A 15,063-nucleotide genomic window follows, 5' to 3' on the forward strand; every position below is an offset into this window, starting at 1 on the left:
GCCACCCGCTATGACAAAACCCTGCTCTCGTTCGAGAGCTTCCTCAACCTCGCCGCAACGCGCCTATGGCTGAAGTCTTTTGTCAACACGACCTAACAACTTCATTCCCTATCGCACGGTGGAGACGGCCTCGGTCGATTTTTGAGCGCCAATGGGAATTGCGCCCCCGGCTGACGTGATGATTGCCTGTGCTCGTGTGGATTCACCCCAATCACGCTGCTCGCCGTCGATGATCCGCAAATCTCAACCGTTCTTATGTTGGCCATGCTGGCCATAGGAGAACAATCATGGGAAGGTCAGAATTCGACTGTGCAACTCGGCGCCCCGCGTGGAACGCTGGAAGAAAGGTCGGTGATCTGGGCGATACACTTCTTTCTCGATCGCGAGCAAAGGCTTCGGGACCGAGCGCGGTTCGACCTTGCGATCGACTGTAAGTTGCAGGGCTGCGATGTGGTAAAAATCAAGATTGGCGATCTCGTCACCGGCAGAGAGATGCGCACGCGGGCGATCGTAATTCAACAGAGGATCGATCGACCGTGCAATTCGAGTTGATGACCCATGCTCGCGGCCGCTTGCTCGTTTAGCTTGAGCGACGCGGAGGCTCAGCCGACAACCCCGGTACGCTATCTTGGTGTCGATGTTGAATACGCGTTGATGCTGGCGGGAGGCGCCAAAATCTAGCGGTCTATACCATCCAGACGTGGAGATAACCGGGAGAGCGGGCGTCTGTGAGAATCCATCTCAAACGTCCGCTCTCATCATTCCATGCCCAAAACCGGACAGTCAACTAGCGGCCAGTATACGATCCTATGCGGCGATCCGCAGAGGGTTTTCGACGAGCGTCTTGAAGCTCCGCAAGAACTCTGCACCCGTGGCGCCGTCGACCGCACGATGGTCGAAGCTGGCGGTCGCGGCCATGATCGTCGCCAGCTTGATCCCGCCATCGACCTTCCATGGCTGTTCGATGCCGGCGGCTGTGCCGAGAATCAAGGCCTGGGGCGGGTTGATCACCGGCATAATCTCGTCGATGCCGAACATGCCGAGGTTGGAGAGCGACACGGTGCCGCCCTCAGAGTCATCGGGGACTAGCTTGCCGTCGCGCGCTTTCGCCGCGAGCGCCTTGCTCTCCGTAGCGATCGCCGACAGCGACTTCGCGCCGACGTCGCGCAGGACGGGGGTGACGAGCCCGCCGTCGATCGCAACCGCCATCGACACGTCGACGCGGCCGAAGCGGTGCAGCATTTCGCCGCCGAACTGAACATTCGCATCGGGCACTTCCTGGAGCGCAAACGCGAGCGCCTTGATCAACAGGTCGTTGACGGACAGCTTGACGCCGCTTCCTTCGAGCGCCGCATTGAGCTGACCGCGAAGGGCCAGCAACGGATCGAGATTGCAGCGCGCCGTGAGATAGAAGTGCGGTACGCTGGTCTTGCTCTCGGTCAGGCGGCGCGCGATCATTCTGCGCATCGAGCCGAGCTTGACGCTCTCGACCGGCACCCCAGCAGGCGGCGGCGCTATTTCCGGCGCCGCAATGACGGCGGTCGCCACCGGTCCCGCGGGGATGGCGAGCAGCGATGCGACGCCGAGGTCGGCACGGACTATGCGGCCGTTGGGCCCGCTTCCGGCGATCGCCTCGAGGTCGATGCCTTTGGCGTCAGCGATGCGCGCGGCGAGTGGACTGACCTTGATACGGTCGGCGGGCGACGGCCGCTTGCGCATCGGTTCGGGCGCGGGCGCCACGGGCTGTGCCACGGGTGCCGGCGTCGGCGGGATTTCGGCGCGCGCAACCGCCGGAGCCTCCGTGGGCACGACATCGGTCATCGCAAGCTCGGGCGCCGCCTCGTCTCCGCTCGCGAGCAGCGCGATCACCGCTCCCACCGCGACGTCGTCGGTTCCTTCGGCGATCACCAGCCTGGCGATGCGGCCATCCGCGGCCGCCTCATATTCCATCGTCGCCTTGTCGGTCTCGATCTCGGCGATGAGGTCGCCCGCCTTTATGGCGTCGCCTTCCTTGACGAGCCATTTGGCGAGCGTACCTTTTTCCATTGTCGGCGAGAGTGCCGGCATCGTCAATTCTGTTGCCATCTCAGTTCCCCAAGAAGAGCTCAGCCGCGGCGTCGACGATCGCTTCGGCGTCGATCCTGTAAAGGCTGTATAGGTCAGGAGCGTCGCCGGTTTGTCCGAACCGGTCGGTGCCGAGCGGGCTGACACGGCTACCCGCGACACCGCCGATCCACGACAGCGCGCCGGGCGACCCGTCGAGCACGGTGACGAGCCCCGCACCCGGGGCGAGCTGCCCAAGAAGCTGCTCAATGTGGCTCGGTGCCGGCGTATTTCCAGTCCAGCGAGCCGCGCGCCGCTCCGACCAGCCGCGATGCAGCAGGTCGGGCGATGTGACATTCAGGAGGCCGATGCCGGGCAAGTCCTCGCTGAGGATTTCCCATGCCGCGAGCGCTTCGGGGGCGATCACACCGGTGAAGACGATCGCCGCCTCGGCGTTTGGGGCAGGCGGCTTCAGCCAATAGGCTCCCTTGATGGCATCAGCCTGCCAGCCGTCGTCGCTGCGCTTGGCCTGCGCGATTGCCCGGGTGGAGAGGCGAAGATAGACCGAGCAGCCGCCGGGCTGCTGTATATGCGCGAACGCGTGGCGCATCAGCAGCGCGACCTCATCGGCATAGGCCGGCTCATAATAATCGAGGTTCGGCTGCCCCATGCCGATCAGCGGGGTGTTGATCGACTGGTGTGCGCCGCCTTCGCCCGCGAGCGTGATCCCCGACGGGGTGCCGACGAGCAGGAAGCGCGCGTCCTGGTAACAGCCATAGTTGAGCGCATCGAGCCCGCGCGACACAAACGGGTCGTACACCGTGCCGACGGGCAGCAGCCGCGTCCCGAAGTGGGGTGCGGCAAGTCCGAGCGACGCGAGCAGCAGGAAGAAATTATTTTCGGCAATGCCGAGTTCGATATGCTGGCCCGCGGCGTGCTGCGTCCATTTCTGCGCCGAGGGGATCTTCGCCTTCTGGAAGACGTCGGCAAGTTCCTGGCGCCGGAATAGCCCGCGCTGGTTCACGAAGGCACCGAGGTTCGTCGTCTGCGTCACGTCGGGCGCGGTCGTCACGATGCGGTCGGCGAGCGGTTCGCCCGATTTGGCGAGATCGAGCAGTACGCGACCGAATGCGGCCTGCGTCGATTGCTCGGCGCCGTCCGGCACCGGCAGCGCGGCGGGGACGGGGACCGCTTCGGCAGCCTCTTCGCGCAGCTTACGAGCGATCGGGCTTGCATCGACGAACGCCTGCAGGGTCGCTGTGACATTGTCGCCAAGGCCGCCCCATTTGTCCCACTCGCTGCCTTCGGGAACGCCGATACTGTCGCGGAACTGATGGATCTGCCCCGCATTCATCATGCCCGAGTGGTTGTCCTTGTGTCCCGCGAGCGGCAGGCCTTTGCCCTTCACCGTATAGGCGATGAACAGCGTCGGACGCTCGTCGTTCGCACCGTCGAAGGCCTCGACGATCGTCTCGATGCAATGCCCCCCCAGATTGGTCATCAGCGCGCCAAGACCGTCGTCGTCGAAGCTGCTCAGCAGCTTCTTCAGATGGGGCTTGTCGCCGATGTCGGCCATCAACCGGGCACGCCACGCCGCTCCGCCCTGATAGGTCAGCGCCGCAAAGTCTGCGTTGGGACAGCTATCGATCCATTGCTGCAGCGTCTTGCCGCCGGGACGTGCGAACGCTGCCTGTTGCAGCTTGCCATATTTGAGCGTGACGACGCGCCAGCCGCAGGTCTCAAAGATATCGTCGAACCGGCGAAACATACGCTCGGCAGTCGTCGCGTCGAGCGACTGGCGATTATAGTCGACGACCCACCAGCAATTGCGAATATCGTGCTTGTAACCCTCGATCAGGCATTCATAGATGTTGCCCTCGTCGAGCTCGGCGTCACCCATCAGCGCGATCATGCGCCCGACCTCCTCCTCCTCGACCTTGCCATGCGCGATCAGGTAATCCTGCACGAGGCTGGTGAAGGCGGTGATCGCTACGCCAAGACCGACCGAGCCGGTCGAGAAGTCTACCGGGATCGCGTCCTTGGTGCGGCTGGGATAGCTTTGCACGCCGCCGAGGCCCCGAAACTTTTCCATTGCCTCGCGCGACTGCTCGGCGATCAGATAGTGGATCGCGTGTAGCACTGGTCCAGCGTGCGGCTTCACCGCGACCTTGTCCTGCGGCCGCAGCGCATGGAAATAGAGCGCCGACATGATCGCCGTCATCGACGCGCAGCTCGCCTGGTGTCCACCGACCTTCAGCCCGTCCCGCTTCGGACGGATATTGTTCGCATTATGGATCATCCACGATGACAACCACAAAAGGCGCGTGTCGAGCATCTCGAGCGCGTGGATCAACTGCGATCGATCAGATTTTACGGCGGATGCCATCGGGATGTCCATTCCAGCTATGTAGTGATGCCGAAGGTGATGTGTTCCGCGGCGATTTGGTCCGAAGTCAGGCGTAGCGCGCGACGGCAAGATCGCCGGCTTCTATCCTGGGCGTCATTTTCGAAACAAGGTCCGCGATAAGGCGAGCCAAACGACCGGCGGTGGCCCACACGATCGTGCCGTTGGGGATCATCCATGAGGTAAGCCATAAGAAGGCGTGCGTCGATCCGCTTCAACCCGCGAAAAAGCACATCGCGATCATCAGACATGGTCGGCTTCATAGTCTCACCTCTTCTCCAGCCGCCCCTATAGCGCGGGCACCCGGCGCAAATCCTTGCGAAGATCGCCGCGAAAGCCGGGTGGAACAGCATAATCTGCCGCGATCCGGCGCATCCTGGCGGAATATTGCGCAACCCATCTCTTCGGGCAGCATCTTGAACACAAAAAGCAGATATTGGCATGCCAAATTGGCAATGGCTTAGCGATTGTGGCACATTTCCGCTTGCAAGAATCATTTTTGGCATGCCATTTAGGCGCCAGCCAAAAGATTGGCATTCATGAGGGAGAGTGGAGATGTCGAACGGAGCTGCGCGCGCTTGCAGATTGTCACAATGGTTGCTTGCCGGCACGGCCTTGATGTGGGCCCCGGCGGCGCTGGCCCAGCAGTCCGGCGAAGCAACGGCGAACGCGGCGCCGGCGCAAACGGATGACACATTCGAAATCGTGGTCACGGCAAACAAGCGTGCCGAGAGCATCCAGGACGTGCCGATCTCGGTCATCGCGGTGTCGCCCGTGGCGCTGGACCAGGCAGGGATCGCGAGCACCAGCGAACTTCCCCAGCTTGTCCCCGGCCTGACCTTCAATCCGGCCGGTGAAGCAAAGCTTAACAGCTTCAATGTCCGCGGCGTCGGAACCTACGCGCTGACAGCCACCCTTGAATCCTCGGTCGGGGTCGCGGTGGACGGCGTGCCATTGGCGCGGGTGGGAGGAAGTATCACCGACATGGTCGATGTCGAGCGTGTCGAGGTCCTCAAGGGGCCGCAAGGCATGCTGTTCGGCAAGAACGCCACCGCCGGCCTGATCAGCATCGTCAACCGGAAACCCGAAATCGGGACGACCGGAGGGGCGTTCAACGTCGAATATGGTTCGCACAATGAGCTCAATATCGACGGCGTCGCGAATGTTGCGCTCGGCGACAAGGCCGCGCTCCGCGTCACGGCCTGGAAATACGGCCATGACGGCTTCATCGAAGGGCCCGACGGCCAGGACTATAACCAGAAGAACAGCTACGGCATCCGCGCGGGATTGACCATCGAGCCAGCCCCCGACGTTACGGTCACGATCATCGGCCAATATGACGGCCGGGATGAACGCGCCAACGCGAATACCCATCGCCTCTTCACCGCAACGACGCCGTTCGGGATCATCGTCGAAAACTGGGCGCGCTCGCGCGGCATCACCCCCGGACCGCGTAACGAGCAAGGCGAATTCTTCGCCAGCCCCTACGCCAAGGGCAACAACTATTATCTGACCGGGCTGGTCGATGCGGATCTCGGTGGGGGCTATACGCTGTCTTCGGTCAGCTCCTACCGGTCGGTTTCGGTCGAGGGCCATATGGATCCCTTCGTGACCAGCTCGCCGCTGCTCCATCTGACCCGCCTCGAGGACCGTGAGGACTATGACCAGTTCACGCAGGAACTGCGCATCGCATCGCCCTCCGAGAAGCCGCTGAGCTTCGTTGCCGGCCTTTTCTACTATCAGTTCAAGGTCAAGGACGTTCAGGACCAGAATTTCTTCGGTCTGGTCCAGCCGGGGATATCAAATTTCTACCGGGTCAACACGGTGACCGATAAATTGCGGAACGTCGCGGCGTTTGGCGAACTGACATACCGCGTCACGCCCGGCCTTCGGCTGATCGGCGGTATCCGCATCTCGAACGACCGGACGTCGGCAACCTTCGACCGGGCCCGCGTCGGCACCGACACGGGGATTATTCCGGGCAATGTCCCGGTCTTCTCCTATGCTACGAAAAGGGTAAGCTACGACGCGGTCTCCTACCGCTTCGGGGCGCAATTCGATGTGGCGCCCGACGTCATGCTCTATGCGACCGCGTCGCGCGGCTACAAGGGGCCGGGTTTCAATCTGACCCAGACGAGCACGCCCGCGTCGATCATCGACGATGCTCGCGTGGCTCCCGAAATCGCCAAATCCTATGAGATCGGCATCAAGTCGCAATTCTTCGACCGGCGTCTCACCTTCAACCTCACCGCCTTCGATTCGACATTCGACAATTTCCAGACGACCGTCGGGCTTCCGACCAATCCGCCGACTTTCGTGATCCAGAATGCCGGGCAGCTGAAGTCGACCGGCGTCGAACTCGAGATCAACGCGCGCCCCGCGCAGGGGCTCAGCCTCGGTCTCAACGGTGCCTATATCGACGCGCGCTACACCGACTTCGACAATGCGGCCTGCTATTACAACGAGCCGACCCTGCCTGCGGGCAGCCCGCTCGCGCCAGGCGTGTGCGTCGGCGGCGTGCAGACGCTCGATGGCTGGAGCCTCGCGGTCTCGCCCAAGTGGAGTTTCAATGCATCGGCGCGCTACGAAGCCCCGATCTCCCCGGACTTCAGCGCGTTCGTCAATGCGACCTATTCGTGGCGGAGCAGCGTTGTCTACGAAGCCCGGCGCGATCCGCTGGAAGTGCAGAACGGATATGGTTTTGCGAACCTCAACATCGGCTTCAAGACCGCGGACGATAATATCTCCGTAGCGCTCTACGTCCGCAACCTCTTCGACGAGCATTTCGTGTCCCGCGTGCGGCAAGAGTTCGGCGTCTATTACCAGGCGCCTGCTTATGAAGCGCGCCGCCGCATCGGGATCCAGCTCTCCGGAAAATTCTGATCGCCCCGCCGGGCTACGCCGCGCAGCGGAGCCCGGCGCATCCTCGCATGAACAACGCGGCCCATCCTGTCGTGCCGCCAACCAAGAAAAGGACTCGCAGTTCAACCTATGTCGCACCAAACCGATATTCTCATAGTCGGCGCCGGTCCCGCGGGACTGCTCGCCGCCATCATCGCGACGCAGCTGGGGTTGAGCTTCGAAATCATCGAGGCGCGGGACGGCCTCCACCCCGAGCCGTCGGCCCATGTTCTCAAGACCCATTCGATGGAGGTCTATCGCCGGATAGGCATCGCCGACGCCATTTTCGCCCAGTCGACGCCCGAGGAGCTGCAGCGCTGCATCGTCTGGTGCGAAAGCCTCACGGGTCTGTGCTACGGTCGCCTCGATCTGAGCGGAAAGAAGGGGTTGTCTCCTCGATTTACCCGGATCAGCCCGGTCTATTCGGCGAATGTGCCGCAGAATATCCTCGAGCCGCTTCTCAAGGCGCGTCTCGTCGAGCGCCACGGTTCCGATCCGGTGCGATTTGGTCACCGTCTGGTCAATTTCTCCCAGGACGATGAAGGCGTGTCGGCTCGGGTCCAATGCGGCGAAACCACGTGCGAGTTGCGCGCGCGTTATATCATCGGCGCTGACGGTGCCGGCAGCAGCGTCCGCCGGAGCGCGGGTATCGCGATGGACGGCCCGCCGGCGCTCGCCCATTTCCTCGCGATCCATATCCGGTCCGACGCAATGCCGATTCTTGCGCGCCACCCGGGCGTCGTCTTCTTCGTCCGCGCGCCGGGGCTCAGCGGCTTCTTCATCGTTCATCAGCCCGTCGGGTCGCAGGTTTTCATGCTCCGGATCGACCCGGAGATTGATCCTCCCGAAGGGTTCGACGAAGCACAGTGCCGTGAAATCGTCGACCGCGTCATCGGATGCGCTCATGATTATTCGATCACCTCGGTCGGCAACTGGGTCATGTCGGCGCAGATCGCGCGGCACTACCGCGCAGGGCGGGCCCTTCTCGTCGGCGACGCGGGGCACCGTTTTCCGCCCACCGGCGGGCTCGGCCTCAATACCGGCGTCGAAGACGTCGAGAATCTGATGTGGAAGCTCAATGCCGTCATCCGCGGCAAGGCGGGCATCGACCTGCTCGACAGCTATGAACAGGAATGCCGGCCGATCGCCATCCGAAACACCGAGCAGTCGGTTCGCAACAATGACCGGATGCAGATCATTGAAACGGCGCTCGGCGGCGACCGGGGAGACACCGTCCTTGCCGAGACGATTGGCGAACTCCGCGGGGACGAAGCACATCCGCAGTTCGCTACGCTGCACGCGGCGGTGGAAAACCAGATCGACCATTTCGCGTTTCTCGAACTTGAGATGGCGGCGCGCCTCACCAACGGGGCGTTCGTACCGCCGGCGCGTACAGTGCCAACGCCGGTTCTCCCGTTGGAAGGCTTTCAGCCTTCGTTTCAGCCCGGAAACCATGTGCCCCATTTCTGGCTTTCGCCGGGCCGTGCCGCGCTCGACGCGCTGCGCTTCGATGCTTTCACGCTCTTCGTCCCCGCCGAAACCGAGGCGGCATGGCGGGCCGCCGCCGGCGCGATCGATGGCGACTATCTGGATCTGGACATTATCGCCCTCGATGGGACGATGCGAAGCGACCAGGCGAGCGTCGCCGATTATTGGGGACAGGATCCCTTCGCGGTCCTCGTTCGCCCCGACGGACGCATCGGCTGGATCGAACCGCCCGGACTGGCCGACCGGGCCGCCGCGCTCGAGGAGGCGCTGGGACATATCGCCGGCCGCGCCAGCGGACCTGTGCCGAAGGAGCGTGTGGCATGAGCGGCGGATCGGACATGATGCGCGCAGTCGAATTTCGCAGGGAGGCGGGACATTTCGTCGCGTCGCCGACGCTGCGTCCCGTTCCGGAAGTCGCCCCCGGCGAGGTCCTGATCGCGGTCCGGTCCGCCGGCGTGAACGGCCATGACGTTCACCAGCTCCACGCGGGTGGTCATCCGCTTCGTCCCGGCGAGACCGACATTCCGGGCCTCGAAGTGTCTGGGGAGATCGTTGCGCTCGGCGCGGGGGTCGCGCGCTGGTCGGTGGGCGAGAGCGTCTGCGCTTTGCTGCGCGGCGGGGGCTACGCCGAATATGCCGTCGCCCCCGAAGGCAATATCTTCCCGATGCCCGTCAATCTCGACTGGAACGCGGCGGCCGCCTTGCCCGAGACCTATTGTACCGTCTGGAGCAATGTCTTCATCGACAGCGCACTCGGCCCACACGAAACCTTCCTGATGAACGGCGGAACCAGCGGCATCGGCGTCGCGGCGATCCAGATAGCGCATAGCCTCGGTCGCCGCGTCTTCGCCACCGCGCGCGGCGCCGACAAGGCAAGGCGCTGCGAGGCGCTAGGGGCAGCGCGCGGTATCGATTATGAGACCGAGGATTTCGCCGAGGTCGTGATGGCATTGACCGGCAATCGCGGGGTCGACGTGATCCTCGATATCGTGGCGGGCGACTATCTGGCGAAGGATATCGATGCGCTTGCCGAAGGCGGCCGGCTCGTCTTCATCGGCGGCGCGCGCGGCTTTGCGGCCGAACTCGATATCCGCAAACTCATGCGCAAGCGTCTGCGGGTCGGCGGCAGTCTGTTGAGGCCCCGCTCCGATGCGTTCAAGGCGCGCGTCGTCGCGGAACTCGTCGAACAGGTCTGGCCGCATGTCTGCTCCGGCCGCATCGATCCGATGGTCGATCGCAGCTTTGCTCTCGAGGAGGCCGCCGACGCGATCGCCCATGTCGAAGGCCGCCGCCATTTCGGGAAAGTCGTGCTCGAGGTCTCACGGCCATGAGGGCGCGCGCGCCCGAAGGACAGGTGCCGCCGCCGCTCTCGTCGCTGCGCGTTGCGCTCGTCGTGGCGGCGCTCATGACCGCCTACGCGTTGTCCTTCGTCGATCGTCAGATATTGGCCCTGCTCGTCGAGCCGGTGCAGGACAGCCTTGGAATAAGCGATACGAGCTTCGGCCTGATCCAGGGACTGGCGTTCGCGCTCTTCTACTTCGGCTTTGGAATTCCGCTCGGCCGCATGGCCGATCGCGGCAGCCGGCGCAACCTGATCGCTGCGGGCATATTGATGTGGAGCGTGATGACGATGATGTGCGGGACCGCCCAGTCGTTCCTCGCGCTCTTCGCATGGCGGGCCGGTGTCGGCATCGGCGAGGCGGCACTTTCGCCTGCCGCCTATTCGATGATCGCCGATATGGTGCCGAAGCGCCGCCTGTCATTCGTGCTCGCGCTCTACAGCTCCGGGGTTCATGTGGGGGCCGGGCTGGCGCTTCTGGTCGGGGGCTTCCTTCTGAACTGGATCGAGCATTCGGGTGCCGCGACGTGGATGGCGGGGGCCGAGCCGTGGCGGCTCGTCTTCTTCCTGGTTGGTGCGCCCGGCATCGCGATGGCCGCGATCATGCTGCTCCTGCCCGAGCCGCCGCGGCGGCAGTTCGGCGGTGCGGTTGCGGCGGAGGCACCGTCGATCCGCGAAACCGTCGAGCTCGTTATCCGGGAACGCCGGTTATTTGCCGGTCTGATCTTCGGCTTCGCGTTTCACAACGGTATTTTCTTTGCCCTTTTGAGCTGGATGCCGACCTTTGTCGAACGCGTCCACGGCCTGTCACCCGGTGAGTTCGGGACCCAGCTGGGTCTGGCCACGGCTGTCGGGGGCGTTCTGGGGCTGCTCAGCGGCGGGCTTGTCAGCGACCGGCTCGTCGCCAGCGGCCGGCAGGACACGCCGATCGTCATGGGACTCGCCGCGATGGCCGGAATGCTGTTTTGCGCACTGGCGGCACTTTATGGCGGCTCGACGGAACTCACCTTCGCCTTCTTCGGTGCAGCCATGTTCTTCCAGGCGGCCCCCATCGGGACGATCGCGGCAGCGCTGCAGCTGGTAGTGCCGAACCGGTTCAGGGGACAGATTTCGGCGCTCTATCTGATCTCGATATCGATCGCAGGCATGACGCTCGGCCCGGCGCTCCCGCCGTTGATAAGCGACAGCCTGTTTCGCGACCCTGCCCGCATCGGTGACGCGCTTGCCATAACGCTGGTCGTGATGGCCGCGGCCGGGATCCTGTTCCTCCTGAACGGCAGGTCCGCATATGCGCGGCGCTATGCTTCCATTCATCACCCCGACAGCGAACGAGGACCGATATGAGAATTGCAAGTTTTATCGATGGTGAAACCGTCAGCTACGGGCTGGTCAAGGATGGCGGCATCATCGATGCCGGTGCCCGCTTCGGCGGACAGCCGCTCGAAGCGATTCTCCCCGATCTGACCAGGCTCGGCGAGCTTTCGGCCCTGTCGCCCGATGTTGCCTTGTCGGACGTCTCGCTCCTGCCCCCGGTGCCGAATTCGGGGCGTATCGTCTGCGTCGGGCTGAACTACAAGACGCATATTGAGGAAACCGGAAATGCGACGCCGCCCTATCCCATCCTCTTTCCCCGCTATCCCTCGTCGCTCGTGGGGCATGACGCTCCGCTCGTGAAGCCGCGTGTGTCCGAGCGTTTCGATTTCGAAGGCGAACTTGCGGTGATCGTCGGGAAAGGCGGGCGGCACATCCCCGCCGCGCGTGCCCTCGACCATGTGGCGGGATATGCCTGCTTCAACGACGGGTCGATCCGCGACTTCCAGCGCCACACGTCGCAGTTCATGCCCGGCAAGAATTTTGATCGTTCGGGGAGCTTCGGGCCCTGGCTGGTGACGCCGGACGAGGCGGGCGACGTCAATGCGCTGACGCTGACGACCCGCCTGAACGGCCGGATCATGCAGCAGAGCGGCATCGACGACCTCTTGTTCGGCGTCGAGGCGCTGATCGCCTATATGTCCCAGATCTGGGAAATCCGCCCCGGAGACGTCATCGCGACAGGCACCGCCGGCGGCGTCGGCGCGGCGCGCGAACCTCAGCTGTGGATGCGGCCCGGCGACCGGATCGAGGTCGAGATCGACCGGCTCGGCATTCTCGCCAACACCATTATCGAAGAGGAGAAGGAGCGATGATCACGCGTCCCATACGCCTGGCGCATATCGTCTTCTACACCGCCGATCTCCGCCGGATGAGCGACTGGTATTGCACCGTGCTCGGCGCGGAGGTTGTGAATGGCAATGATTTCATCGCCTTTCTTACCTACGACGACGAGCATCACAGGATCGCGCTGATCGCGCCGCCGAATATTGCGCCCAAGCCGCCGGGTGTCACCGTGGGCTTCTATCATTCGGCCTTCACCTACGCGGGGCTGACTGAGCTGCTCGAAACCCACGACCGCCTTCGCGGTCTCGGGATCACCCCGCGCCGCACGATCCATCACGGGCCGACAATTTCCTTTTACTATACCGATCCCGACGGCAACGACGTCGAGCTACAGGTCGACCGGTTCGATAATGCCCGCGACGCCCAGGCATGGATGAAGGGACCCGCTTTCACCGCCAACCCGATCGGGATTGATTTCGAGGTCGGGGATTTGCGGCGCCGGCTGGCGTCGGGCGAGCCCGTCGCCTCGATCATGATCCGTCCCGACGAAATCGTACGATGATCGACAAGCGCTTCAGAAGGGCGCTCGACGCGCTCCACGACGTCCCCGACGGCGCGACGATCCTCGTCAGCGGGTTCGGCGAGGCGGGAAACCCGACCGAATTGATCCACGCGCTGATCGAACAGGGCGCGCGGGACCTGACCGTCGTCAACAATAATGCGGGAAACGGGGAGATCGGGCTCGCTCTTCTTCTCAAGGAACAGCGCGTGCGCAAGATCGTCTGTTCCTTTCCCCGGGGGTCGCACAGCCACGTCTTCGACGAACTCTACCGTGCCGGCAGAATCGAACTCGAACTTGTCCCGCAAGGCACGTTGGCCGAGCGCATCCGCGCGGCGGGAGCCGGCATACCCGCCTTCTACACGCCGACAGGCGTCGGAACCGAAATTGCGCGCGGGAAGGAAACGCGCTCGTTCGGCGGCCGCGACTATCTGCTCGAAACCGCGCTTTCTGCCGATTTTGCCCTGATCAAGGCCGAGCGGGCCGACCGCTGGGGCAATCTCCTGTACAACAAGGCGGCGAGGAATTTCGCGCCGGTCATGGCGGCGGCGGCCAAGGTCACCATCGTTCAGGCTCGCCATGTTCTGGAACCCGGCGACCTCGACCCGGAGACGATCGTGACGCCATCGATCTTTGTCGACCGGATCGTGCATGTACCCGATCCGGTTCGCGAAAGCGATCATCTCGCGGCGCTCGACAAGGCGCGGCCCGCATGACCGGCTGGAATCGCGAAGAGATCGCTGCGCGCGCCGCGCTGGACATTCCCGATGGCGCCTATGTCAATCTCGGCATCGGGCAGCCTGAGCGCGTTGCGGACCTGATGCCGGCAGGACGCGAGATCATTCTCCACAGCGAGAACGGGATCCTCGGCATGGGCGCGTCACCCGCGCCCGGCGAAACCGATATGGAGCTCATCAACGCCGGCAAGAAGCCTGTCACGCTTGTCCCCGGCGGGGCTTTTTTCCACCACGCCGACAGTTTTGCGATGATCCGCGGCGGCCATATCGATGTCTGCATCCTGGGGGCATTCGAGGTGACCTGTTCCGGCGATATCGCCAACTGGTCGAGTGGCGGCAATGCTGCCCCGGCGGTAGGGGGCGCGATGGATCTCGTCGCCGGCGCGCGCGAGGTTCGGGTTATCATGTCGCATCAGACCGCATCGGGCCGTCCCAAGCTTGTCGAGGCGCTCACGCTGCCGGCGACCGGCCTCGGGGTCGTGAAGAGAATCTACACCGAACTCGCGGTTCTCGATCCTGCAAGAGGCGGCTTCAGACTTGTCGAGCTTGCCCCTGGCGTCGATCTGCCGATGCTGGAACGGGCGACCGGGGCGTCGATCCTTGCCGGTTGATTTCTCCGCCGCCTTGCCGCGTGCCGTGCGATCAGTCCGTCGTCGCGCCTGCCGTCGGCCGCGCCCGGCGCGTCCGGCGCGCGGGCTTTGCGGCTTCGTTCGCGGACTGCGCGGCGCGCCCGGAGCGCAACAGCCGCCCCAGATGATCGCGCGACCGATGCGCATGTTCGCGCATCAGATATTCCGCGCGCGCACCTTCGCCGCTCCGCAGAGCGTCCAGAATATGGACGTGATCGATATGCGCTTCTTGCATTCGCGATTGCGCGTCGTCCTGCTGATCGTTGGTGAACAGGATCGCGACCGGAGCGACAAGCGGCATCTTCGACAGATAGGCGTGAACTTTTTCGAGCGTTCCCAGCTTGGAGGCTTCGATGATGGCGCGGTGGAATTCGTCATTGGCGAGCGACCAGGATCGCATGTCGTCGGCGCCGCATAATCCCGTGGCAACAAGCCTTTCTCCCTCTGCGACGCATGCCTCGAGGCGCGCTATTGTGTCCGGCGGGATGCCTCGCTCGACCGCCGAGCGGGCGGCCAGTCCCTCGAGCGCGCCGCGTACGTCAAAGGCCGAGAGCACGTCGTCGATGCTGAAATCGCATACGACGAAGCCTCGGTTGGGCTCGCCGGCGACAAGCCCTTCGGCCTCCAGAATGCCGAGCGCGACGCGCACCGGCGTCCGCGAGACGCCGAAGGCCTGGGCAAGGTCGCGTTCCGGAACGCGCGAGCCCGGCGGAAGTTCGTGCGCGATGATCATCTCGCGCAGCTTCAGGGTCACGCTTTCAACTCGGGTCGACATTCTGTTCCTCCTGTTCGCGCCGCCGCTGCCT

General features: G+C 63.8%; 13 protein-coding genes. 8 read left to right on the top strand and 5 right to left on the bottom strand.

What is annotated here, in order from left to right; genetic code table 11:
- Window positions 1–285 precede the first annotated feature (285 nt).
- The 4 genes from HDC35_RS19980 to HDC35_RS17785 form a co-directional block, all read right to left on the bottom strand.
- Window positions 286–519 carry a hypothetical protein gene (locus HDC35_RS19980; protein ID WP_184648736.1) on the bottom strand — a complete coding sequence of 78 codons (234 nt, stop codon included), beginning with the start codon at window positions 517–519 and terminating at the stop codon, window positions 286–288.
- A gap of 288 nt (window positions 520–807) precedes the next feature.
- Window positions 808–2,085, bottom strand: coding sequence for a 2-oxo acid dehydrogenase subunit E2 (locus HDC35_RS17775; RefSeq protein WP_184648737.1), 1,278 nt, complete (start codon window positions 2,083–2,085; stop codon window positions 808–810).
- Window position 2,086: 1 nt separating this feature from the next.
- Window positions 2,087–4,429: a transketolase gene (locus HDC35_RS17780; protein ID WP_184648738.1), complete on the bottom strand. Its 2,343-nt coding sequence runs from the start codon at window positions 4,427–4,429 to the stop codon at window positions 2,087–2,089.
- A 17-nt stretch (window positions 4,430–4,446) separates the two neighbouring features.
- Complete coding sequence (locus HDC35_RS17785) at window positions 4,447–5,208, bottom strand: hypothetical protein (protein WP_184648739.1); 762 nt, start codon at window positions 5,206–5,208, stop codon at window positions 4,447–4,449.
- Here HDC35_RS17785 and HDC35_RS17790 point away from each other — a divergent pair.
- From HDC35_RS17790 to HDC35_RS17825, 8 genes are all read left to right on the top strand, one after another.
- Entirely contained in the window at window positions 5,192–7,330 is a 2,139-nt protein-coding gene (locus HDC35_RS17790) for a TonB-dependent receptor (protein ID WP_184648740.1), read from the top strand. The two genes, HDC35_RS17785 and HDC35_RS17790, sit on opposite strands and share 17 nt — an antisense overlap.
- Before the next feature lie 108 nt (window positions 7,331–7,438).
- Window positions 7,439–9,160, top strand: a complete 1,722-nt coding sequence (locus HDC35_RS17795) for an FAD-dependent monooxygenase (protein WP_184648741.1) — start codon at window positions 7,439–7,441, stop codon at window positions 9,158–9,160.
- Window positions 9,157–10,167 carry an NAD(P)H-quinone oxidoreductase gene (locus HDC35_RS17800; protein ID WP_221438327.1) on the top strand — a complete coding sequence of 337 codons (1,011 nt, stop codon included), beginning with the start codon at window positions 9,157–9,159 and terminating at the stop codon, window positions 10,165–10,167. Before HDC35_RS17795 ends, HDC35_RS17800 begins: the two co-directional genes overlap by 4 nt.
- Window positions 10,164–11,519 (top strand): MFS transporter, encoded by a 1,356-nt coding sequence (locus HDC35_RS17805; protein ID WP_184648742.1) that lies wholly within the window; start codon window positions 10,164–10,166, stop codon window positions 11,517–11,519. Before HDC35_RS17800 ends, HDC35_RS17805 begins: the two co-directional genes overlap by 4 nt.
- A complete protein-coding gene (locus tag HDC35_RS17810) occupies window positions 11,516–12,361 on the top strand; it encodes a fumarylacetoacetate hydrolase family protein (RefSeq protein WP_184648743.1) in 846 nt (281 codons plus the stop codon). Before HDC35_RS17805 ends, HDC35_RS17810 begins: the two co-directional genes overlap by 4 nt.
- Window positions 12,358–12,894, top strand: coding sequence for a VOC family protein (locus HDC35_RS17815; RefSeq protein WP_221438328.1), 537 nt, complete (start codon window positions 12,358–12,360; stop codon window positions 12,892–12,894). Before HDC35_RS17810 ends, HDC35_RS17815 begins: the two co-directional genes overlap by 4 nt.
- A complete protein-coding gene (locus HDC35_RS17820; RefSeq protein ID WP_184648744.1) occupies window positions 12,891–13,607 on the top strand; it encodes a 3-oxoacid CoA-transferase subunit A in 717 nt (238 codons plus the stop codon). The genes HDC35_RS17815 and HDC35_RS17820 overlap by 4 nt, the downstream gene beginning before the upstream one ends.
- Window positions 13,604–14,239, top strand: a complete 636-nt coding sequence (locus tag HDC35_RS17825; RefSeq protein ID WP_184648745.1) for a 3-oxoacid CoA-transferase subunit B — start codon at window positions 13,604–13,606, stop codon at window positions 14,237–14,239. Before HDC35_RS17820 ends, HDC35_RS17825 begins: the two co-directional genes overlap by 4 nt.
- Window positions 14,240–14,270: 31 nt before the next feature.
- Here HDC35_RS17825 and HDC35_RS17830 read toward each other — a convergent pair whose 3' ends face one another.
- Window positions 14,271–15,032 (bottom strand): GntR family transcriptional regulator, encoded by a 762-nt coding sequence (locus tag HDC35_RS17830; RefSeq protein ID WP_184648746.1) that lies wholly within the window; start codon window positions 15,030–15,032, stop codon window positions 14,271–14,273.
- Window positions 15,033–15,063: the final 31 nt, after the last annotated feature.

It is taken from the genome of Sphingopyxis sp. JAI128 (assembly GCF_014207235.1).
Lineage (GTDB): Bacteria > Pseudomonadota > Alphaproteobacteria > Sphingomonadales > Sphingomonadaceae > Sphingopyxis.